A 22,026-nucleotide genomic window follows, 5' to 3' on the forward strand; every position below is an offset into this window, starting at 1 on the left:
GCCAGTTCGGCCCAGACCGTCTTGCCGATGACGCGGTCGGCCACGCCCCAGATCGTGGCGAGCGCATCAACCAGCAAGAGGCACGGCCCGTCTCCGAGCCGTGGGGTCGGCGACCTCGGGGCCGGTTCGCGGCTGGCGCGGGCGGCGCCGTTACGTCTCGCTCGGCACCGATGGCTCGACCCAGCCGTGTCGGATGGCGTGACCGCCAAGCTGCATCCGGGTCCGAACTCCGGCTATGTCCATGAGGTGGCGCAGGCGTCGGTGCAGCGTGCGCGGTGACAGGCCCAGCTGTGTCGCGGCCGTCTGGTCGGTCAGGCCGGCCATCAGTAGCGCGAGGATTCTCCGGTCGAGGTCGGTGGGGCCTTCCGCGCCGAGCCCGACGGTGGTTTCGGCTTCTCCACGGGCGCCCGACAGCTCGAGCGGGTGGGCGGTGCGCCATACCGTCTCGAACAGCGCGTCCAACAGGCCGCTGCGGTGCAGCAGCACGGCGCCGGGCTCTCCGGCTGGTGTGACCGTGAGCGGGACAAGGCCGAGATCGGCATCGGCCAGCACGAGTTTCATCGGCAGCTGGTCGGCGACACGCAGTTGCACGCCGTTGCGCAGCGAATCGATCGCATCGGTGATGATGCCCGGCTCTGCCAGCACGGCCCGGTCCAGTACCGCCCGGAAGTGCACGCCGCGGCCGATGGCCACGGGTTCGGCCGTGTTCTCGTCGGGCGGCACGGCGACGAACGGTGCGGTGATGAAGGTGCGGACCTGCGTGCGGGCTGCCTGCTGCACCTGTAGGAAGCGATGGCGGATGGCGTCGACGCCCGTGACAACCTCGATCAGATCGCTGATGCTGCTCCCGGTCATCGCCGCCCGGTGTTCCTCGGCGAAGGTCACCAGTGCCTGCTCAGCCATGCGCAGCCCGTCTCGGCGCTGGCTGATGAGAGCGCCGAGCGCCATGGCCGGCGGCGCGGCGGTGAACTGCTCATCCGCCGACCTGATCACCAGTCCCCACCCGACCAGGCGGGACAGGGCCTTGTCGACGTGGACCTGCGGCAGGGCGAGCAGATCCGACAGCAGCAGCGTCGCAGTGGAGTTCGACCGTCCGAGCAGCGCCCGGTAGACGCGCTCGTCATCGGGTTCGAGGCCCAGAACATCCAGCATCAGCGACCGACTCTCTTCCGCTTGCCGCAGCGGGGAGAGTATGCGTCATGGCGGCAGACCCTGAATAGCCCCTGGTGGGAGCGGGTGTGACGGGAAGGGCCCCGGGCACGCGGATGCGTACCCGGGGCCGACCGTGCGGTTCATCGCAGGCCGTACGCCCGGATGATCTCGTTCTTGACGCCGAAGCCGCTGTCCGTCTCGGTACTCGCGCGGACCGAGAGGAAGCCGCCGGGCTTCTTCGCCGTCCTGAACGAACCCGTCCAGTAGCCGTCGGCGCCCTTGGTCAGGGTCACCTTCTGCCAGGTGGCGCCGTCGTCGTACGAGACGTCCAGCTTCACTTTGGTGACGGTGCCCGGCACGGTGCCGAGGTCCATCGACACCGGCTTGAGCGCGATCTGCTGGGTCGCGTTTGCCTTGACGTCGCCGTGCAGATCCGACTCCAGCTTGTAGTCCAGGTTCAGCACCGAAAACGGCTCGAAGACGTCCGAGTCGACGGTGTCGGACATGAAAGTCCACTCGGTGTGGGTGCGGGTCGACAGCCGGAAGACGTCACCGGGCCGCTCCGCGTCGAGCAGGACACGGTAGGGCAGGTTGCCCGCCGGCACCTCCTTCCACTGCATGTCCGTACTGAACCGGTTGTCGTGGATCAGCGTGTCGCCCTGGAACACCTGCGTGTGCGTCGGCGTCTCACCCCACGGCAGGAAGCCGCCCAGCCGCATCTTGTCGCTGGAGGATGCCCACGCCTGCACGTTCCAGGTCATGTAGTTCTGCCAGCGGGAGTTGTACACCCCGAAGGACTCGCTGTGGCTGGGCCGGGTCGCCGGAGCGAACCAGTCCAGACGGGTGGTGCTGCCCTTGGCATACGTGTTTTCGCCCGCGACCATCACCCAAGGCAGCTCGCTGTAGACGTTCTGGGCGTGCCCCTCGAACCAGACCTGGTCGGGGCTGACCCACTCGACTCGGGTGCCCGGGTGCCACTCTTGCTCATGACTGCCGAACGACGGGCTGAGTGTCAGGTCGTAACGGTAGCCGGAGCCCGCGCCGGCCTCGCCCGCGTTGTAGTAGCGGGCGTCGATTCTGGCGAGGTCACGCTGGCTCGGCTGGTAGAGCAGGGCCCGGTCCGGCACCTGGCCCGGGTAGTTGCGGGTCAGATCGTAGACGAACGGTGTGTACTCGGTCTGCTTCACGGTCAGCTTCAAGGTGCCAACCTTGGCTATCGCGATGAGGTTCTTGCCCGCGTCGCGGTGCACGGTGGCGACCGGGATGGTCGACCCGCCGACGTACTCCATCAGGCCACCGACACCGTCGTTGACCACAATCAGCGCCTTCGCGCCGGCCGCGACCGCGGCCTCCGTGCGCTCCTGTGGCGAGACGTCGTCGCTGCGCTCGATGACGACGACCTTGCCCTTGGCCTTGAGCTTCTTGTAGTCGGCCGTCGCGCCCTTGCCCGCGTGGACCGCGTCCAGCCTGTCCGTGGCGGTGCCCAGGGCGCTGCCCGCCTGCACCAGCGTGTCGAAGCGGACCAGGCCGCCCAGCGCGCTCAGGCTGAGCAGCGGCTCGCCCATGCGCCAGCGGGTGATCAGCATGAAGTCGCCCTGCGTCATCGGCTTCGTCGGCGCGACGTAGACGTCGTCGTACGCCGGCGACGGCTCGTACGCGCTGCGGTAGTCCATGAACGGGTCGAGGCCCTTGTAGTGGACGTTGAAGTCGACCTTGCGCTGGCGGTCCTCGGTGTGCTGCGGCGCCTCGGTCTGCAGCAGGCGCGCCTTGCTCGCGTCCAGCACCACGTCCGCGGAGCCGTCCTTGAGCACGATCTCCGGGTCGACCAGCACGGCCAGACCCGAGCGGTCCGCCTTCTCGCCGGCCACGTCCATGTACCCCGCGACGGTGTACAGGCCCGGTGCCATGCGCATGGTGGTCGAGCCGTCGACGTAGACCGACCACGGCCAGCCGTCGCCGGCCAGGTTGATTCCGACCCAGCCGGCGGCGGGCTTGCCGTCCCGGCCGACCAGCTTGATGTTCAGGTCGTAGCGCTCCTCCTCCTTGAGCAGCGCCACGGATGTGCGGGTCACCGGCTGTCCGGTGGCCGCGTCGGTGGCTGTCACATAGCCGACGTGCCGGCCTGCCGAAGCGGTTCGCGGGTCACCGGTCACCGGTATGGCGGCAGTGCCACCCGCGGGGACGGTCACCGTGGTGGCTCCGAGCGTGAACGGGCCGCCGTCCTCGGTCAGTGCCAGGTTCAGCGTGACGTCGGCGGACCCGGTGTTGGTGAAGGTCAGGTCCTTCGTGACGGGGACGTCGCTCGGCTCGTGCGGCCATGTGTGGTTGCCGAAGAAGAGCGATCCGGTGCCGCGGACCGTGGTGCGCACGGCGGCAGCCACGTCGACACGGCCGGTGCCGACCTCGTACGGCGAATACCCGCCGTCCAGGCCTTTCGCGGTGCTCATCAGGTGTTCCTTGAGCTGCGCGCCGGTCCAGTCCGGATGCTGCTGGGCCAGGATCGCCGCCGCGCCGACCACGTGCGGGGTGGCCATCGAGGTGCCGCTGAGGGTGCGGTAAAGGCCCTCACCACCGTCGGTCATCTCCTGCGAGCGGGCCGCGGTGATGTCCACGCCGGGCGCCGCGATGTCCGGCTTCATGCCGCCGGAGTAGGCCAGCGGGCCGGTGCTGGAGAAGGACGCGAGCCGGTCCTGCTTGTCCGTGGCGGCCACGGTCAGCGCCGAGGCGGCCGCGCCCGGGGTGGAGATGCTCTCCGGGCCGGCGTTGCCGGCGGCTATGACGAACAGCGTGCCGTACTGCGCGGACAGCGCGTCGACCGTCTGCGACATCGGGTCGCTGCCGTCCGTCGGGTAGGAGTCGCCGAGGCTCATGTTGACGACGTCCGCACCGGACTCGGCGGCCCACTGCATGCCGGCCATGACCCAGGAGTCCTGGCCGTAGCCCTCCGCGCCGCTGAGCACCTTGCCAACGAACAGGTCGGCGCCGGGGGCGACGCCCTTGTTGTCGCCTCCGGAGGCGGCGCCCGAACCGACGATCGTGCTGGCCACATGCGTGCCGTGCCCGTTGATGTCGGTGACGCCCTCGCCCGGCACGAAGCTGGCCGTGCCGTCGATCAGGCCGACGAAGTCGGGGTGGTTGACGTCGATGCCGGTGTCGAGCACCGCGACCTTGACGCCCTTGCCGGTGTAGCCGGCCGCCCAGGCCTCGGGCGCGCCGATCAGCGGCACGCTCTCCTTCAGGTTGGCCTTCACGCGACCGTCGAGCCACAGCTTCGCCACACCCGCGCCCAACGTCGCGCTGCCCTGCGGCGCGACGGTGGTCCAGAAGGTGCGGGCCTGCCGCTTCTCGGTGCTGAGCACGGCACCGCGGATGCCCTTGAGTTTGCGGGTCAGCTTGCTGCCTCGGGGGGCCGTCGGCTCCACGGCCGCGCGGGACTTCGGCTGGGCGTACGTCGCGATCAGCGGTACCGCGGCCGACTTCGCGTCGTCGTAGCCCATCTCGATCAGGTCGGTGACGTTGAACAGCCGTCGGTCCAGTTTGTCCGTGCCCAGCAGCGGCGCCGCCTCGTCCGGGATGACGAACAGGTCGCCCTTGATCTCCTGGAGTTTCACGCCGCCGACAGCGGTGTCCGGCCGGTCGACGTCGGCGATCTGCTTGCCGTCGGCCGTCGTGGTGACCGTGACGACGTCGCCGGTGACCAGGGTGACCTTGTGGGTCGCCGAGGGCTTGGCGGGAACGGTGGGTTTGCTCGGGGCGGCATGTGCGGGCGCTTCCAGAACTGCGAGCCCCGACACCAGCAGCGGCACCGCGATGGCGGCCGAGATCAGCTGCCAGCGCCTGCGCCGGAAGGCGGAAGACTGAGAGGGGGAGAACATGCCATGGGTCTATCGGCCAGTTCACGCCGACGTGAAGGCCGGATGACGGCAAGTCCTCGCCATGGCAAGGACTTGCCAGCCGCAAACCATGTACGTTCAGGCAAAGTTGCACTTTTCAGACGTGGGCATTCAATCAGCGGTTGCAGCGCGAAGCCCTTGTCGACCGCTCGCCGCCAGGTGACGGCCTTGATTCTGTTGGGAGTTGTCCGGCCGGTCACGGCCGGCCCGACATATCGACAGCTCCGCCCCCTGTTCACACAGGTCGACTTAGCCACCTACGCAACGCGTCGCGCGGTCGATGAACCGCCGACGGGCGGGTGATGACCGACGGGGCGATCGAACTACACGGGCGGCCACGCCGGGGTTCCGCGTCGGCGGCCGGTGCGCGATTGGCGGGCTTCCGCCTATGCGGGCGCGGCTCGGAACCCTGCCCGATTGGTCGGTTTTGGGACTTCGCAGGAGGTGTCCACGATTGTTCAGCTGGATGCCGGTGACGTGATCTCCCTCAACGTCTTCCAGACCACCGGAAACAACGCCACTTCGAACAGCCTGTTTGCTGGAGCGACCTATCTCGCTCCGCAGCTCCAGGCGGAGTGGCTCGCGCCGTAGACAACGCCTCGGTCCGCGGGATTCTGTGACGGCCTGCCGGTTCGCCCGGCAGGCCGTCGCGCTGAGCCTCAGTGAGACACCGTCAAGTCGGCTTGCCGCAGCACCAGTTCCGCCCAGACTGTCTTGCCGACGACACGGTCGGCCGTGCCCCACGTCGTGGCGAGTGCCTCGACCAGCAGCAGGCCGCGGCCCGTCTCCGAGTCGGGGGTCGGGGGCCTCGGGGCCGGTTCGCGGTCTGCACGGGCGTCCGAAACCTCGATGCGGAGCGTCGTCGGGCAGAGCGTAAGGCGCAACTCGAAGTCACGGCCCGGGACGCGGGCATGGGTGACCGCGTTCGTCGCGAGCTCGGCCACGATCAGACCGGCCGAGTCGGAGAGGTCGCTCCCGTACGGAGATGCCCCAGCCGTCGAGTTGGTGGACCGCGAGGTGACGGGCCAGGCGGGCGCCCCTCCGCGTGGCACTGAAGCGCTGGGTGAACTCGGCGGTGGGGGCGGCGGTTTCGGCTTTCATGTCACTGAGCGTGGTCGGTTCGCCGTACCCTGACCAGGAGCGAGATCGCGACGCTGGGTAACTGTACGGGTACGGGCGGCGGGCTGTACGGAATGTCGGCCGTGACCGAGAAGGCGGTACGGCATGACGGAAGAGCGGCCGGAGCGGCCGGCCGAAGTGGACGGGACGGCGCATCTCTTCAGCGCTCTCGGCAAGCAGATCAAAGTGCTGCGGGAGAACGCCTCGATGAGCCAGCGGGAGCTGGGGGTGGCGGCGCACTGCGGGGAGGACCTGATCTCCGCGATGGAACGGGGCGTGCGGACACCGCAGCCCGATTTCCTGGTGCGGGCTGATGAGTTGCTGGCCGCCGGGGGCGTGCTGAAGGCGGCGGTGGAGGACGTACGAGAGGCGCAGGCGAAGTCCCGGACCCGGCATCCGGATTGGTTCCGCGACTTCGCGAAGGCCGAGGCAGAGGCCGTCGCACTGCACGAGTACAGCAACCAAGCCGTGCCTGGGCTCCTGCAGACCGAGGAGTACGCACGGGCGCTCTTCACTCAGCGGCGACCTCTGCTGGACGAGGCGACCATCGAAAAGCGGGTGACGGACCGACTGGCCCGTCAGCAGATCTTCGAGCGCTGGCCTGCACCGACCTCCAGCTATGTGCTCGAAGAAGCCGTGCTGCAACGGCCGCTCGGTGGACGGACGGTCCACGCCCACCAGTTGCGAAGGCTATTGCGCATCGGACGTATGCGGACTGTAGAGCTCCAGGTGATGCCGACTGATCGCGAGGAACACTCAGCGATGGACGGCGCGTTCACCCTACTGACTCCCAAGGGACGACAGCAGGTTGCGTACATGGAGATCTACGGACACCCCAGGTTGATCACCGATCCGGAGGTGGTCCATGTCTTCACCGAACGCTATGGGATTATCCGGGCGCAGGCTCTCACGCCCCGGGAGTCACTGGCTTTCATCGAGAAGATGCTGGGAGAACGATGAGCACCGAGCAACTCCACTGGTTCAAGAGCAGCTACAGCGGTGCCGAAGGTGGCACTTGCGTCGAAGTCGCCTACGACTGGCGCAAGTCCAGCTACAGCGGCGGTGAAGGCGGCGACTGTGTCGAGGTCGCCGCCTGCCCCTCAGCCATCCATATCCGGGACTCCAAGGTCACCGAAGGCCCCCAACTCGCCGTCGCCGCCAACAGCTGGTCCGCCTTCGTCTCCTACGCGCGGCGACACCCGACCGGCTGAGGTCCCTGCGTGTCTGACTGATTCGGCGGCGACCTGTCGGCAAGCTCGGGCCACGTGACCACATTACGACTGATCGCCATCGCCCTACTGACCGTCGCCGCCGTGCCCGGCGCCGCCCTGCTCCCCGCCGACGGGCCCCGCACCGGCGCGCCCACCGTGCAGGCGCCCGGTGCGCCCGGGGACTACAGGTACTGCGCGTACTCGTCCAGCACCCTCAGCACCTCCGGCTCACCCGCCGGCGGCAGCTGCAGCACGACCTCCTCCACGCCCAGCTCCACGTAGTGCGCCATCTTCCCGGGCGTCGGCAGGACCGCGTACGGCACCACCTGCAAGCTCTCCGGGTCGCGGTCCGCGGCCGACCAGGCTTCCCGCAGCACCGGGACCGACTCCGCAAGGCCCCGGCCGCCGATCGGGAGCCAGCCGTCCGCGTACTCCGCGATGTGCGAGAAGAGCTTCGGGCCGGCCGCTCCGCCGATGAGCGTGCGCGGGCCGCTCACCGGCTTGGGGTAGGCGTAGGAGGCCCTGACGGAACCGAACTCGCCCTTGTACGGGGTCGGTTCCGGCGCCCACAGCGCCCGCATCAGCGCCATCCGGTCCCGGACCACCTCGCGCCGCTTCGTCCACTCCACGCCGTGGTCCGCGGCCTCCTCCTTGTTCCAGCCGTAGCCGAGGCCGAGCGTGAACCGGCCGCCCGACAGATGGTCGAGGGTCGCGATCTGCTTGGCCAGGTCGATCGGGTCGCGCTGGGCGACGAGCGTGATGCCCGTGCCGAGGCCGAGGCGCGATGTGACCGCCGCGGCCTGGCCGAGGGCGACGAACGGGTCGAGGGTGCGGCCGTACTCCGGCGGCAGCTCGCCGCCCGCCGGGTACGGGGTCGCGCGCTCCACCGGGATATGGGTGTGTTCCGGCAGATAGAGCCCGCCGAATCCGCGCTCCTCCAGCTCGCGCGCGAGCCGCACGGGCGTGATCGTCTCGTCCGTGAGGAAGATCGTGGTCGAGATCCGCATACGGAACCTCCGTCATCGTCTGTGGTGGCGGCCCAAACGTATGCCGTACGGTGCCACATGCCGAGAGCTCGGCAACCACAGCAACGACGGCAATCACGGGGAGAGAACACATCATGATGCGTATCCGCATCGCCACCACCGCACTTGTGCTGTCCGGGGCACTGCTCGCGGGCGCGCCCGCCGCGTCGGCGGCCTACGCGCCCACCGCGGCCGTCGCCGCGCAGACGACCGCGCAGACGGCCGTGCAGAAGACCGCCGCCGCGCCCGGGGCCGGGTCGTCCGTAGCCAAGGCGTCGACGACCGTGAGCACCCTGAGCAAGGCCGGCAAGAAGAGCAAGAAGAAGAAAAAGAAGAAGAGCGGCCTCTCCGCCGGCCTGATCATCGGTCTGATCCTCGGCCTCGCGGTGCTCGTGATCATCGTGCTGCTGCTGATGCGGCGCAACCGGAGTGACGCCTGAGCCGTAACGGTGGCCGGAAATCCCACTTGATAGCCAGGAGCAACCCGGCACGCCCCTTCCCTTGCCCAGCAGTTCACGGCTCAATACCAGGGTTCGAGTACATCACTCCTGTCCCTCTCACCACCCCTGGGGAGCCGACGGCATGTGCAACGACGAACACGCGATGGACAGACGCGGACTGCTCGTGACGGGAGCCGCTGCGGCGCTTACGTTGGGCACTGTGAGCTTCGCGAACGCCGCGCCGAACAACGGTGGACAGACCAACAGCGAACCCAGCCAGGTCGTGCGCGGCACGCTGCCGCCCGGCTCCCCCGACTTCGTGTATCTCCCGGTGGAGATCCCGAAGGGCGTATGCGAGATCCACGTGGCGTACACCTACGAGCGGCCCGTCGTTCCGCCCGGCACGCAGGGCAACGCCCTCGACATCGGCATCTTCGACGAGCGCGGCACGGAGCTGGGCGGGGACGGCTTCCGCGGCTGGTCGGGCGGCGCGCGCACGGAGTTCTTCATCCGCGCGGACGAGGCGACGCCGGGCTACATCCCGGGCCCGGTACGCGCAGGCACCTGGAACATCGCGCTGGGCCCGTACACCGTCTCGCCGCAGGGTCTCGCGTACGAAGTCACCATCACGCTCCGGTACGGCGCGCCCGGCAGGACCCCCAAGCCGGTCTATCCGCCGGAGCGGGCCAAGGGCCGCGGCCGCGCCTGGTACCGCGGTGACTGCCATCTGCACTCCTGGTACTCGGACGGCAAGCGCACCCCCGCCGAGATCGCGGCGCTCGCCCGTGCCGCCGGGCTCGACTTCATCAACACCTCCGAGCACAACACGCACTCGGCGCACGCCCACTGGGCCGACCAGGCGGGCGACGACCTGCTGATCCTCACCGGCGAGGAGGTCACCACGCGCAACGGCCACGTGGTCGCGCTCGGCACCGACCCCGGCACCTTCATCGACTGGCGCTACCGGGCCCGCGACAACCGCTTCGGCCACTACGCCCGCGAGATCAGGCGCTCCGGCGGCCTGGTCGTGCCGGCCCATCCGCACGCCACCTGCATCGGCTGCAACTGGAAGTTCGGCTTCGGCGAGGCGGACGCGGTGGAGGTGTGGAACGGCGCGTACACGCCCGACGACGAGGTCTCGCTGCAGTCCTGGGACAACACACTGGTCGCGTCCGTACGCTCAGGACGGCGCTGGACCCCGGCGATGGGCAACAGCGACGCGCACCGCGACCCGGACCCCGTCGGCACTCCGCAGACCGTGGTCCTCGCGGACGACCTGACGCGCGAGGCGATCCTCGACGGCATCCGGGCCGGGCGCAGCTATGTCGCCGAGTCGAAGGCGGTGTCGCTCTCCTTCTCGACGGCGGGCGGCCGCGGCCGCCATGCGGGCATCGGCGAACGGCTGCACGTCGACGCCGACGACCCGGTGACCCTGCGCCTGGAGGTCGGCGGCGCCCCGAACTGCTCGGTCCGCTTCGTCACCGACCAGGGTGTGCTGCACACCGCGGCACTCCCGGCGACGGGGACGGGCACGGTGGAGTGGCACACGACGGCGGCGTACGCGGCGTATGTACGGGCGGAGGTCCGGCACGCGGTGGTGATCCCGGGGCTGCCGGGGCCGTTGGCGGCGTTCACCAACCCGGTGTTCCTCGGCGCCTGACCCGTTTCGCGAACTCGTCGGAACGAATCGCCGGTTCGGCTCCTCTGTGGGGTGACGTATCCGCTCACCGAGGAGGTCCTCATGGAAACGAACCGGCGTGCCGCCGCCCGGGCTGTGGCGGGCGTACTGACCGCCGACGGGCTGCTGCACGTGTTCTGGGCGACCGGCAGCCACTGGCCGGCCGACGACCCGAAGGCCCTGTCGTACGCGGTGCTCGGCGCCGATGTGCCGTTCACCCCGCCCGTGCTCCTGCCGCTCGCCGCGCTGCTGTTCACTGCGGCGGGCCTGGTGACCGCGCGCGCCCGGCGCCGGGGGCGACTGCTCCAGGCGGCCACCGTCGCCGTTGCCTGCGGTACGGCACTGCGTGGGCTGGTCGGTCTGGCCTGGGCCTTCGGGGTACGGGCGGGCCTCGACGACGGCGCCGGATCCACCTTCTACTGGCTGAACCTGGCGCTCTACACTCCGCTGTGCCTGGCTCTGGCGGCCGCGGCGCTGCGGGTGGCGAGGGAGCGGAGTGAGTGACGACGTCCAGCGGCTGGTGCGGGCCGCGCAAGGCGGCGACACCATCGCGATGAACGACCTCCTCGACGTCCTCACCCCGTACGCGGGCCGTATCTGCACCCCGATCGCGCTCGCCGACGGCCCGGACGCCGTCCAGGAGACGCTGGTCGCCGTCTTCCGAGGGCTGCGTTCCCTCAAGGAACCGGCGGCGCTCTACGGATGGGTGCGGGCGATCGCCTGCCGGGAGGCGGTCCGGGTCGCCCGCAGGTCCGCCCGTTCAGTACCGGCCGATCTCACCACCCTCCCCCAGCGGGGCGATCCTCAACTCGCCGCGGACATCGGGGACGTACTGACCCGGCTCTCGCCCGAACACCGGGCGGTCCTCGTCCTGCGGGACATCGAGGGCCTCGACGAACAGTCCGCGGCCGAACTGCTCGGTCTCCGCGTCGGCACCGTCAAGTCACGGCTGCACCGGGCCCGGGACTCCTTCAGGAAGGCGTGGTCATCGTGACAACCGTCAACTGGCCGCCCGCCGCGGGCCTCGACCCGGTGCGGCGGCTGTACGCGCTGGCCGCCGGCGTCCCCGGCGCCACGATCACCGAGCTCGAGATCGAGGCGGACTACGCCGAGGTCTGGCCGCTCCTCGCCGACCTGGACGGCGAACTCGCCCGCCTGGTCCCGGACATGCGCCGCCTGCGGGTGACCCGTATCGACGGCGACCGTGTGGAGGCGGTTGCGCGGAGCCGCTTCGGCATGCGGGCCCGCTTCGACGGCGTACTGCGCCCGGGCTGGGTCTGGCTCCAGAGCCGCTTCATCCTGATGGGAGTGGCGGCGATCCCGTGCGGCGAGGGCCGCACCCGGGTGGCTTTCACGGGCGGCATCCGCATCCCGGGACGCGCGGCGCTGATCCCGGTGGGGGTGGGGCGCGCGGGGCGCCGGGTGCTGGGGCGGCTCGAGAGGCGGGTGGCGGCGGGGCGTACGGGGTGAGGCGGTCGGCTGCCGCGGGCGCCCGCCGCGGGCGGGCCGGCGTCGAGCGTCAGCCGGGCCACACCACCGCCTGCAGCTCGCTGTACGCCTGCAGCGCGTACGAGCCCACGTCCCGCCCGACCCCGCTCTTCTTGAACCCTCCGAACGGCGCCTCCATGTTCCGGCCGATGGTGTTCACCCCGACCCCGCCCGCCCGCAGCTCTCCCGCCACCCGGAACGCCCGCGCCACGTCCCCCGACCAGACATAGTCGATCAGGCCGTAGTCGCTGTCGTTCGCCAGCGCGATGCCCTCGTCCTCGTCGTCGAAGGGGACCACGACCACCACCGGTCCGAAGATCTCCTCCCGCACCACCCGCATGTCGTTCGTGCAGTCCGCGAACAGCGTCGGGGCGACATAGAAGCCCTTGTCGTACGCAGGTCGCTCGCCGCCCGCAACCAGCCGAGCGCCTTCCTTCCTGCCCAGTTCGACATACGACTCGACCCGGTCACGGTGGGTCGCCGAGATCACCGGGCCGACCACCGTGCCCTGTGCCGCCGGGTCGCCGACCTTCATACGGGTCAGACAGCCGGTGAGCTTCTCGACCAGGAGGTCGTGGATCCCGCGCTGCGCGATCACCCGCGTCGGCGCCGTACAGATCTGACCACTGTAGAAAGAGAACGTCGTGCCGATGCCCATCACCGCCAAGTCCACGTCCGCGTCGTCGAAGACGAGCGCCGCGCCCTTGCCGCCCAGCTCCATGAGCTGCCGCTTCATCCCCCGGCCGCAGACCTCCGCGATGCGCTGTCCGACTGCCGTCGAGCCGGTGAAGCTGACCATGTCGACGTCCGGGGAGTCGACGGCGGCCTCGCCGACGGCGGGTGCGGAGCCGGTCACCACGTTCACGACACCGGGCGGCGCGCCCGCCTCCGCCAGGGCCTCGGCCATCCTGTAGACGGACAGAGGGTCCTGCGGGGCGGGCTTCACGACCACCGTGTTGCCCATGGCGAGCGCGGGAGCGACCTTGCCGGCCGGGTTGGCCCAGGGGTTGTTGTACGAGGTGATGCAGGTGACGACGCCGACCGGGCGGCGTACGGCGAGCGCCCCGAAGACGCCCGCCCTCCCCATCGGTCCCGCGGCGTTGATCTGCGGGGGCAGCCCCTCCTCCACGGGCTCCAGCGCGCCCTTCGCGTACCGCCGGAAGCGGGCCGCGCCGACGGCGACCTGCATGCCGCGCGCCGTCGCGGTCGTCGCGCCGCTCTCGGCCTGGGCGAGGCGGGCGTACGGTTCGGCCTCGCGCTGAATGACATCGGCGGCGGCGTCCAGGATCCGGGCGCGCTCCTCCGGTTTCGTACGCGACCAGGCGGTGAGGGCCTCGCGGGCGGCGGCGGCCGCCGCGTACACCTGCTCCCGGCTCGCCTCGGGCGCGAGCCCGACAACCTCCTCGGTGGCCGGGTTGACGACCTCGTAGTGGCCGCCGTCCGGCTCGACCCACTCCCCGCCGATGAACAGCTTCTGCCGCACCGGTTGCCGCACCGGCTCGGGCCCACCCCGCCCCGCCGTCACTGGAGTTCGCCCTGCCCCGCCGCATCGTCTGTCCCGTACGGCCTGCCTTCCGGCCGGGGGTCCGGGGGTCGTCCCCCGGGACGATGCAGCGTACTCACGGTCCTCGTGTCACGGCCGGACCTGAGCACCGTGCCCGGTACCGCGCCAGTCACCTCGTCGTCCCGTATCGTCTCGACGCCGTTGACGCGCACCGACACGATGCCGATGGCCTTCGCGTCCAGGCGCGGGCTGTCGCCGGGCAGGTCGTGTACGAGCGTGGCCGGGCCCGCCTCGATCCGTTCCGGGTCGAAGAGCACGAGGTCGGCGTGCCAGCCCTCCTGGACACGGCCGCGTTCGCGCAGACCGAAGAGTTGTGCCGGGTCGTCGGTCAGCATCTTCACGGCCTCCTCGAGGCCGACGAGCTTGCGGCCGCGCAGACAGTCGCCGATGAAGCGGGTCGTGTACGGCGCTCCGCACATCCGGTCCAGGTGCGCGCCCGCGTCGGAGCCGCCGAGCATGACGTCCTCGTGCTGCCAGGTCTGCCGGCGCAGTTCCCAGGAGTCGGGGTCGTTGTCGGTGGGCATCGGCCAAAGGACCGTACGCAGCTGGTCGTTGGCGCAGATCTCGACCAGGCAGTGGAAGGCGTCCTGGCCGCGCTCGGCGGCGATGTCCTTCACGACGCGCCCACTCAGGCCCTCGTTCTCCTTGGAGTATGTGTCGCCTATGACATAGCGGCCGAAGTTCGCGAGCCGACGGAAGACTCCGGCCTCCTTGGAGTCGGCGTGGCGCAGCATTTCGGCGCGTACGTCCGCGTCGCGGAGTTTCGCGATCCGCCCGGGGACGGGAAGGGAGAGGACCTCGCCCCAGCCGGGGATGAGGTTCAGTGCGCAGAAGGTGCCCAGCGACATGTTCATCGGCGTGAGGATCGGCATGGTCAGCGCGACGATGCGGCCACCGGACTTCCTCGCCCGCTCACTCGCCTCGAGCTGGCGCGGCACGCGCTCGGGCACGGACGCGTCGATGGTCAGCACATTCCAGTTGAGGGGCCGTCCGGCCGCGGCGCTCATCTCGACGAAGAGGTCGATCTCCTCGTCGGCGAACTGGTCCAGGCAGCCCGCGACAATCGCTTCGAGCTGGGTGCCTTCGTGTTCGGCGACGGCCCGCGAGAGGGCGAGGAGCTCTTCGGGCTTCGCGTGGCGGGATGCGACCGGCTTTCCGTCGCCGTCGGAGTGGGTGGCGGACTGGGTGGTGGAGAGCCCCCACGCCCCCGCGTCCATCGCGTCGTGGAAGAGCCCGATCATGTCGTCGAGCTGCTCGGGCGTGGGTTGCCCGCCGACCGCGTCGGGGCCCATGACATGCCGGCGCAGCGCGCAATGGCCCACCATGAAGCCCGCGTTGACGGCGATCCGGCCTTCCAGGGCGTCCAGATACTCGCGGAAGGTGTGCCAGCTCCACGGCGCGCCCTCCTCCAAAGCGACCAGCGACATGCCCTCCACCTTGGACATCATGCGGCGGGTGTAGTCGGCGTCCTCGGGGCGGTCGGGGTTGAGCGGGGCGAGGGTGAAGCCGCAGTTGCCGCCGGCGACGGTCGTCACTCCGTGGTTCATGGAAGGGGTGGCGAACGGGTCCCAGAAGAGCTGAGCGTCGTAGTGCGTGTGCGGGTCGACGAAGCCGGGGGTGAGGACGAGCCCCGACGCGTCCTCGCTCGTCCTGGCCTCCTCGGCGACGGTCCCGGGTTCGGCGATGAGGGCGATGCGCCCGTCCCGTATCCCGACGTCGGCGAGGTACGCGGGCGCGCCGGTCCCGTCCACGACGGTCGCCGAGCGAATGAGGTGGTCGAGCATGACGGTTCCCTCCAGCGCGGGTTTGGTCGTTGTTGGTCGTTTCATGGCTCCGGCCGGGGCGCGTGCGGCAGGCCGCTGCCGACGGGCACCCGGCCGGAACCCGGGGACGGCGGTCCGGGAGGCCGCCGCCGTTCGGTGGGCGGGTGGCTTTTCCCCACCCCGCCCCTTCCCGCAACTGGGGGCAAGCCCCCAGACCCCCCGGTACGCCCTTCGGGCGTGTCCTCAATCGCCGGACGGGCTTGAATGTTCGGCCGGACCTCTTCAGCCCCGCCGGCGATTGAGGCGCGGGGGCCGGGGCGGAGCCCCGGGCAAGGGAAGGGGCGGGTCGGGGAGCAGGCCCGCCGCAGGCGTATCGTCAGCCCGCCGCCTGGCGGAAGCGGGTCGTCCGATGCACCGGGTCCGTGTCGATCTGCGGGATCACATGCTCACCGATCAGCTTGATCGTGTTGATGGTGTCCTCGTACGAGATCCCGATCGGGAGCCCGAAGGAGAGCTGGTCCGCGCCCGCCTGCTCCCAGCGCTTGCACTGCTGCAGCACCTCGCCCGGATCGCCGCAGATCATCAGCTCCTCCGCGATGAGCAGCTCGATGATCTCCGCGCTGTACTCGGGCAGCAGCTCCGGCCACTCCGGGATGCCCTCGGGCCGCGGGAAGGTGTCGTGGTAGCGGAAGAGCAACGACTGCAGATAGTTCAGTCCGCCGCCGACGGCTATCTCGACGGCCTTGTCGTGGGTCTCGGCGCAGATCGCCGTCGACGTCACCATCACGTTGTCGTTGACGAAGTCGCCGATCGCCTTCGCCTCCTTGACGGCCGTCTTGTACGACTCGACGACCCACTCCATGTCGGAGACCTTCTGCACGCTGAAGCCCAGGACACCGAGGCCCTTCTTGCCCGCCATGGCGTACGAGGACGGGGAGCCGGCCGCGTACCACATCGCCGGGTGGGACTTCCCGTACGGCTTCGGCAGAATCTTCCGCGGCGGCAGCGACCAGTGCTTGCCCTGGAAGCCGACGTACTCCTCCTGGAGCCACATCTTGGGGAACTCCGCGATGGTCTCTTCCCAGAGTTCTTTGGTGTGGTTCATATCGGTGATGCCGGGCATGAAGCCTAGAATCTCGTGGCTGCCGGCGCCACGGCCCGACCCGAACTCGAAGCGTCCTTCGGAGAGATGGTCGAGCATGGCGACCTTCTCCGCGACCTTCACAGGGTGGTTCACGGGCGCCAGCGGGTTGAAGATGCCCGAGCCCAGATGGATCCGGTCCGTCGCGTGTGCGAGGTACCCGAGGTACACATCGTTCGCCGACAGATGCGAGTACTCCTCCAGGAAGTGGTGCTCGGAGGCCCAGGCGTACTTGAAGCCGGACTTGTCCGCTTGGATGACGTACTCGGTCTCCTCCATCAGCGCCTTGTGCTCCGCGAGCGGGTCGGTCTCGGCGCGCTTGCCGACGTATCCCTGTACAAAGAGCCCGAATTCCAAAGGGGTTCACCGTCCCTTTTACTTTCTGACGTACCGTCAGATCCCGATGCGGTCGACTGTTCCACCGCCTGCGCGAGGCGTCAATACTGACGTCCAGTCAGAAAAGGCTCACTCCGGCGAGCCAGCCGCCGTCGATGACGAACGGCTGCCCGGTGATGTACGAGGAGTCCTCGCTGCTCAGGAAGAGCATCAGCTTCGCCACCTCCTCCGGCTCCCCGACCCGGCCGAGCGGCACGAGCTTTTGGTACAGCTCGCCCACCGCCGCCGGGTCCACGCCGTCCGGGTTGCTCATCGGCGTGTCCACCGCACCCGGGCAGACCGCGTTGACGCGGATCTTCCTGGCGGCCAGCTCCAGCGCGGCGACCCGGGTCAGGCCGAGGATCGCGTGCTTGGTCGCGGCGTACGCACCCACGCCGGCCATGCCCGTCAGAGCCGTGTACGAGGCTGTGTTGACGATCGTCCCGCCACCGGCCGCCTCGATCTCGGGCGCGACGTTACGTATGCCGAGGAAGCAGCCGATCTGATTGACCTGGATGATCTGCTGGAATTCCTCCAGCGGCGTGGAGACCAGCTCGTTGAAGCGCAGGATGCCCGCGTTGTTGACCAGCCCGTCGATCTTCCCGAACGCTTCCTTCGCCGCGACCACGGCGGCGGCCCAGTCGGCCTCCCGGCTCACATCCAGATGGACGTACGCGGCCGTGCCCTCACCCAGCTCCTTGGCGAGAGCCTCGCCCTGGTCGTCCAGCACATCGGCGAGCACCACCTTCGCGCCCTCCGCCGCGAAGAGCCGCGCCTCCTGCTCGCCCTGCCCGCGCGCCGCGCCCGTGATGAGGACGACGCGTCCGTCGAGCTTTCCCATTCCACTCTCCTCAGTTCAGGTGCGGAGCAACGTCGGCGGCGAAGGCCGCCATCTGATCGGTGAGTTCGGTGCGGCTCCGGCTGCGGAACCGGACCTGGATCTGGTGCACGCCCATCGCGGCGTAGGCGCGCAGCGACTCGGCGAGGGCGTCGGGCTTTCCGGTCAGGGTTCGCCGGCCGGTGTCCCAGTCCGGCTCGCCCACGTACAGCGGCTCGGTGATGGCGCCGATCTCGATGGGGTCGATGACGCCTGCTTCCTCGCGCAGCGTCTTCAACCTGGCGATCTGGGCGGGAAGTTTGCCGCGTGGGTCGCCCTGGGGCAGCCAGCCGTCACCCCGTACGGCGGCCCGGCGCACGGCGGCGGGCGAGGATCCGCCCACCCAGATGGGTATCCGCTGCTGAACGGGCCTGGGCCGCTGCCCGAGCCCGCTGAAGGAGAACCGCTCGCCGGCGAACTCGGGGTACTCCTCCGGGCCGAGCGCCGCCCTGAGCGCGTCGATGGTCTCGTCGAGTACGGGCCCCCGCGCGGCGAAGTCCACGTCGAGCGCCTCGAACTCCTCCTGCACATGCCCGGCCCCGACCCCGAGGATCAGCCGTCCGCCGGAGAGATGGTCCAGGGTCGCGTACTGCTTGGCGCTCAGGAGCGGGTGCCGCAGCCCGACGACGGCCACATGGCTGAGCAGCAGCACGCGCTCGGTGATCCCCGCGAGGTAGGAGAGCGTGGCGACGGGGTCGTACCAGACGGTGGACATGGCGCCGGCGAGCCGGCGCGGTATCGCGACATGGTCACAGCTCGCGAGATACGCGAACCCGGCCCGGTCGGCGGCTCTGGCGATCTCGGCAAGGTCCTCGGCGCCGGCGCCGGTCTCCCACGGCTCCGCGTAGATGGTGCTCTGCGACTGGATCGGGAGCTGCATCCCGTACGACAGCCGCCCCTCGGGCAGTACGTGCACGGCGCCGCCTCCTCGCCTGATCTGACACTTCGTCAATTATCCGGACGGGGTCATCGTCATACCTGACGGTTCATCAGACAAGGGGTGCGGTGACGTGAGTGCGGCTGCCTGCCAGGGGCGTCGCCTCAGCCGAGCAGGGCGTACACGGTGGAGGCCCGCGCGGCGACGTCCTGCGAGCCGTCAGCGGTCATGGTGACGTCCGCGAACGCCATGCGCCGGCCGAGCTTGGTGATCCTGACGTCGATCAGGACGTCCGTGCCGGTGATCGCGCGCTGGAAGGTGCTGGACTGCTGGACGGTCGTCATCGGCGCGAAGCCGCCGAGGGCGGAGGCGACGGCGACGACGGTGGCGGTGTCGGCCGCCGCCATGAGCGCCTGCCCGGAGAGGGCGCCGCCTTCACGGGCGAGGCGATCGCTCCAGGGGAGGCGGAGGATGGCATGCCGTTCACCGGCCTCGACGACGGAGAGCCCGAGGTCGAGCACCCAGGGGGCGAAGTTGTCGGCAAGGATCTTGTCGGCTTGAGCGGGGGTTAGCGTCATCCCCTGATAGTGCCGCGCACCGGGTCCTGTGGCGAGCGTGGGGCGATTCCCCTATCCCGCCCCTTCCCGAAACTGGGGGCTGCGCCCCCAGACCCCCTGCCGGGGGAAGGGGTACGTGGGGGCTGACGCCCCCACGCCCCCAGAAGCGGCAGCTTCGCGCCGCAGAACGACGGGCCCCGGGCCGCTGGGCAACCCCGGCGGTCCGCACCCGTCAGTTGCTCGGTCATGTGGTGAGCGTGGGCCGGGGGCGTCAGTTGCCCGGTCATGTGGTTGAGGTGGTCCGGGGGCGTTGTCGGTTGCTTTCCGGTGGGTGGTTTCCACCGGCGGACCGCTGTACCCCCGCGGCGGGCGGTCTTGTCTCGTTCGGGTGGGGAGGGGCCGTGCAGGGTCGTCCCCACAGGGGATTGGCGGCAAGTCCGGGGTCACGCACCAAGAGCCTGTACGCCGCCGACCCCGAGGAGTCGAGCCCGGAGGGGCACCGGAGCCCGCACCCGACAAGACCGGACGACCCCGCCGGAGGCAACACGCACCCCGGGCCCGGGCCACAAGCACCCGCACCGCGGGAGGCACCCCGCACCCCGCCGGAGGCTACGCGCCCGGCCACAGGCCCTCCGGTGTCAGGCCCAGTAGCTCAATCGCGTTGCCGCGCACTATCCGGTCCACCACATCCGACGCCAAGTGGCCCATCTGGCTCTCCCCGACCTCCTTCGACTTCGGCCACGTCGAGTCCGAGTGCGGATAGTCCGTCTCGTACAGCACGTTCCCCACTCCGATCGCGTCCAGGTTCTTCAGCCCGAACGCGTCATCGAAGAAGCACCCGTACACATGCTCCGCGAACAGCTCCGACGGCGGCCGCAGCACCTTGTCCGCCACCCCGCCCCACCCGCGGTTCTCCGCCCAGACCACATCCGCGCGCTCCAGGATGTACGGGATCCAGCCGATCTGGCCCTCCGCGTACATGATCTTCAGACCCGGGAAGCGTTCGAACTTGCCGCTCATCAGCCAGTCGACCATCGAGAAGCAGCAGTTGGCGAACGTGATCGTCGACCCGACGGCGGGCGGCGCATCGGCGGACGTCGACGGCATCCTCGACGACGAGCCGATGTGCATCGCGATCACCGTCCCCGTCTCGTCGCACGCCCGCAGGAACGGGTCCCACTCGTCCGTGTGCACCGACGGCAGCCCGAGGTACGGGGGTATCTCCGAGAAGGCCACCGCCCGCACGCCCCGCGCCGCATTGCGCCGGACTTCCTCCGCCGCCAACTCCGCGTCCCACAGCGGGATCAGGGTCAGCGGAATCAGGCGCCCGCGCGCCTCGGGGCCGCACCACTCCTCCACCATCCAGTCGTTGTACGCCCGCACCCCGAGCAGCCCCAGTTCGCGGTCCTTCGCCTCGGTGAAGGTCTGGCCGCAGAAGCGCGGGAAGGTCGGGAAGCAGAGCGCCGCCTGGACGTGGTTGACGTCCATGTCGGCGAGGCGCTCCGGCACGCCGAACGAGCCCGGCCGCATCTGCTCGTACGTGATGACCTCGAGCTTGATCTCGTCGCGGTCGTAGCCGACCGCCGTGTCGAGGCGGGTCAGCGGCCGGTGCAGATCCTCGTAGACCCACCAGTCGCCGATCGGCCCGTCGTCGCCCTTCGCCCCCATCACCGGGGCGAACCTGCCGCCCAGGAACGTCATTTCCTTCAGCGGCGCCCTGACGATGCGCGGGCCGATGTCCTGGTACTTCGACGGGAGCCGGTCCCGCCAGACGTTGGGGGGCTCAACCGTGTGGTCGTCCACCGAGATGATCTTCGGGAAGGTCTCCATGCGCCCCACGGTAGCGTCAATCTGACGAGTCGTCAGCTATCGGGACGGCACGGAAAACCTCCCGGAAGAGCGTCCGCGGTTCACTATAAACCCCGTCTATACATCGTATGTATAGTGCGATGACGTGCGCGGCCGGTCAACGGCAGAGCGCCGTATTCCGTGTGCCCGCCATCCACCGAGGGGGATATTCGCCATGCCCGGAAAAAGGACGAAAGCGAAGGTCACCGCCGCCGCGCTCGCAGTCGCCACCCTGGCGCTGACGCTCGGCGGCTGTTCGATGGAAACCACCTCACCGGGCGCCGCCAGGAATCACGCGCCCGCCGACGCCAAGCCGCTGTCCGCCGGGGGCGTCGACTGCGGAAAGGCCACGTGCATAGCCCTGACCTTCGACGCCGGGCCCGGCAAGGACACGGCCCGACTCCTCGACACCCTGAAGGAGAAGAAGGTTCACGCAACCTTCTTCCTGCTCGGCAAGAACCATGTGCTCAAGCACCCCGACCTCGTACGCCGAATAGCCGACGAGGGTCATGAGGTGGCCAATCACACCTGGTCGCACCGCCGGCTCGACGAACTGAGCGCCGACGAGATACGCGGAGAGCTGTCCCGTACACAGGAGGCCATCGCCAGGATCACCGGTCGCAGGCCCACTCTGATGCGCCCGCCGCAGGGCCGTATCAACGACGACGTCACCAAGGTCAGCCGGGAGCTCGGCCTCGCCCAGATCCTGTGGAGCGCCACCGCCAAGGACTTCTCCACCACCGACTCCGAGCTCATCAAGAACCGGATACTCGACCAGGCGGGGCGCGACGGCATCATCCTGCTGCACGACATCTACGACGGAACCGTGCCCGCCGTGCCCGGCATCATCGACGAACTGAAGAGGCGCGGCTACACCTTCGTCACCGTGCCCGAGCTGCTCGCGCCCGGCAAGGCCAACCCGGGAGAGGTGTACCGCCCGTGACGCGAGCTTCCGGCAGAGATCACGGACGGAGATCGGCAACAGAGGGTTAGCGCACAAGCAGACGCGGGCAGGGGC

General features: G+C 69.7%; 18 protein-coding genes and 2 pseudogenes. 9 read left to right on the top strand and 11 right to left on the bottom strand.

Annotated elements, in window-relative coordinates:
- Positions 1–150: 150 nt before the first annotated feature.
- Positions 151–1,152, bottom strand: coding sequence for a helix-turn-helix transcriptional regulator (locus OG735_RS18400; RefSeq protein ID WP_327324281.1), 1,002 nt, complete (start codon positions 1,150–1,152; stop codon positions 151–153).
- 140 nt (positions 1,153–1,292) lie between these two features.
- Positions 1,293–5,027 (bottom strand): S8 family peptidase, encoded by a 3,735-nt coding sequence (locus OG735_RS18405; protein ID WP_327324282.1) that lies wholly within the window; start codon positions 5,025–5,027, stop codon positions 1,293–1,295.
- Positions 5,028–5,489: 462 nt separating this feature from the next.
- Between OG735_RS18405 and OG735_RS18410 the strand changes: the two genes are divergently transcribed.
- Positions 5,490–5,636, top strand: coding sequence for a hypothetical protein (locus tag OG735_RS18410; RefSeq protein ID WP_327324283.1), 147 nt, complete (start codon positions 5,490–5,492; stop codon positions 5,634–5,636).
- A 68-nt stretch (positions 5,637–5,704) separates the two neighbouring features.
- Here OG735_RS18410 and OG735_RS18415 read toward each other — a convergent pair.
- A pseudogene (locus tag OG735_RS18415) lies at positions 5,705–6,146 on the bottom strand (ATP-binding protein).
- A 123-nt stretch (positions 6,147–6,269) separates the two neighbouring features.
- Between OG735_RS18415 and OG735_RS18420 the strand changes: the two are divergent.
- Both OG735_RS18420 and OG735_RS18425 read left to right on the top strand, forming a co-directional pair.
- The gene (locus OG735_RS18420) at positions 6,270–7,124 is read left to right on the top strand and encodes a helix-turn-helix domain-containing protein (protein ID WP_327324284.1); all 855 of its coding nucleotides are present in this window, start codon (positions 6,270–6,272) and stop codon (positions 7,122–7,124) included.
- A complete protein-coding gene (locus tag OG735_RS18425) occupies positions 7,121–7,375 on the top strand; it encodes a DUF397 domain-containing protein (protein WP_327324285.1) in 255 nt (84 codons plus the stop codon). The genes OG735_RS18420 and OG735_RS18425 overlap by 4 nt, the downstream gene beginning before the upstream one ends.
- A 182-nt stretch (positions 7,376–7,557) precedes the next feature.
- Here OG735_RS18425 and OG735_RS18430 read toward each other — a convergent pair whose 3' ends face one another.
- Positions 7,558–8,382: an LLM class F420-dependent oxidoreductase gene (locus tag OG735_RS18430; protein ID WP_327324286.1), complete on the bottom strand. Its 825-nt coding sequence runs from the start codon at positions 8,380–8,382 to the stop codon at positions 7,558–7,560.
- Between the two features lie 113 nt (positions 8,383–8,495).
- Between OG735_RS18430 and OG735_RS18435 the strand changes: the two genes are divergently transcribed.
- The 5 genes from OG735_RS18435 (at position 8,496) to OG735_RS18455 (ending at position 11,988) form a co-directional block, all read left to right on the top strand.
- The gene (locus OG735_RS18435) at positions 8,496–8,840 is read left to right on the top strand and encodes a hypothetical protein (RefSeq protein ID WP_327324287.1); all 345 of its coding nucleotides are present in this window, start codon (positions 8,496–8,498) and stop codon (positions 8,838–8,840) included.
- Between the two features lie 142 nt (positions 8,841–8,982).
- Entirely contained in the window at positions 8,983–10,500 is a 1,518-nt protein-coding gene (locus OG735_RS18440; RefSeq protein WP_327324288.1) for a CehA/McbA family metallohydrolase, read from the top strand.
- Positions 10,501–10,581: 81 nt separating this feature from the next.
- Positions 10,582–11,022 carry a DUF3995 domain-containing protein gene (locus OG735_RS18445; protein ID WP_326650652.1) on the top strand — a complete coding sequence of 147 codons (441 nt, stop codon included), beginning with the start codon at positions 10,582–10,584 and terminating at the stop codon, positions 11,020–11,022.
- Positions 11,023–11,071: 49 nt separating this feature from the next.
- The gene (locus OG735_RS18450; RefSeq protein ID WP_326655264.1) at positions 11,072–11,512 is read left to right on the top strand and encodes an RNA polymerase sigma factor; all 441 of its coding nucleotides are present in this window, start codon (positions 11,072–11,074) and stop codon (positions 11,510–11,512) included.
- Positions 11,509–11,988 carry a hypothetical protein gene (locus tag OG735_RS18455; RefSeq protein WP_327324289.1) on the top strand — a complete coding sequence of 160 codons (480 nt, stop codon included), beginning with the start codon at positions 11,509–11,511 and terminating at the stop codon, positions 11,986–11,988. The genes OG735_RS18450 and OG735_RS18455 overlap by 4 nt, the downstream gene beginning before the upstream one ends.
- 49 nt (positions 11,989–12,037) lie before the next feature.
- On the opposite strand, the gene OG735_RS18460 is transcribed toward OG735_RS18455, so the two are convergent.
- The 7 genes and pseudogenes from OG735_RS18460 to OG735_RS18490 all read right to left on the bottom strand — a co-directional run bounded on the left by OG735_RS18460 (position 12,038) and on the right by OG735_RS18490 (position 20,990).
- Positions 12,038–13,501, bottom strand: coding sequence for an aldehyde dehydrogenase family protein (locus OG735_RS18460; protein WP_327324290.1), 1,464 nt, complete (start codon positions 13,499–13,501; stop codon positions 12,038–12,040).
- Between the two features lie 119 nt (positions 13,502–13,620).
- A pseudogene (locus OG735_RS18465) lies at positions 13,621–15,354 on the bottom strand (N-acyl-D-amino-acid deacylase family protein); the annotation flags it as partial.
- A 355-nt stretch (positions 15,355–15,709) separates the two neighbouring features.
- A complete protein-coding gene (locus OG735_RS18470; RefSeq protein WP_327324291.1) occupies positions 15,710–16,831 on the bottom strand; it encodes an LLM class flavin-dependent oxidoreductase in 1,122 nt (373 codons plus the stop codon).
- Between the two features lie 97 nt (positions 16,832–16,928).
- A complete protein-coding gene (locus OG735_RS18475; protein WP_327324292.1) occupies positions 16,929–17,690 on the bottom strand; it encodes an SDR family NAD(P)-dependent oxidoreductase in 762 nt (253 codons plus the stop codon).
- Positions 17,691–17,700: 10 nt separating this feature from the next.
- Complete coding sequence (locus OG735_RS18480; RefSeq protein WP_327328365.1) at positions 17,701–18,606, bottom strand: LLM class F420-dependent oxidoreductase; 906 nt, start codon at positions 18,604–18,606, stop codon at positions 17,701–17,703.
- Positions 18,607–18,767: 161 nt separating this feature from the next.
- Positions 18,768–19,181 carry a PaaI family thioesterase gene (locus tag OG735_RS18485; RefSeq protein WP_327324293.1) on the bottom strand — a complete coding sequence of 138 codons (414 nt, stop codon included), beginning with the start codon at positions 19,179–19,181 and terminating at the stop codon, positions 18,768–18,770.
- Positions 19,182–19,769: 588 nt separating this feature from the next.
- On the bottom strand, positions 19,770–20,990 hold the full coding sequence (locus tag OG735_RS18490) for an amidohydrolase family protein (RefSeq protein WP_327324294.1): 1,221 nt from the start codon (positions 20,988–20,990) through the stop codon (positions 19,770–19,772).
- A 193-nt stretch (positions 20,991–21,183) separates the two neighbouring features.
- On the opposite strand from OG735_RS18490, the gene OG735_RS18495 reads away from it, so the two are divergent.
- Positions 21,184–21,951, top strand: a complete 768-nt coding sequence (locus tag OG735_RS18495; protein WP_327324295.1) for a polysaccharide deacetylase family protein — start codon at positions 21,184–21,186, stop codon at positions 21,949–21,951.
- Positions 21,952–22,026 lie beyond the last annotated feature (75 nt).

Origin of the sequence: Streptomyces sp. NBC_01210 (assembly GCF_036010325.1) — a bacterium.
Lineage (GTDB): Bacteria > Actinomycetota > Actinomycetes > Streptomycetales > Streptomycetaceae > Streptomyces.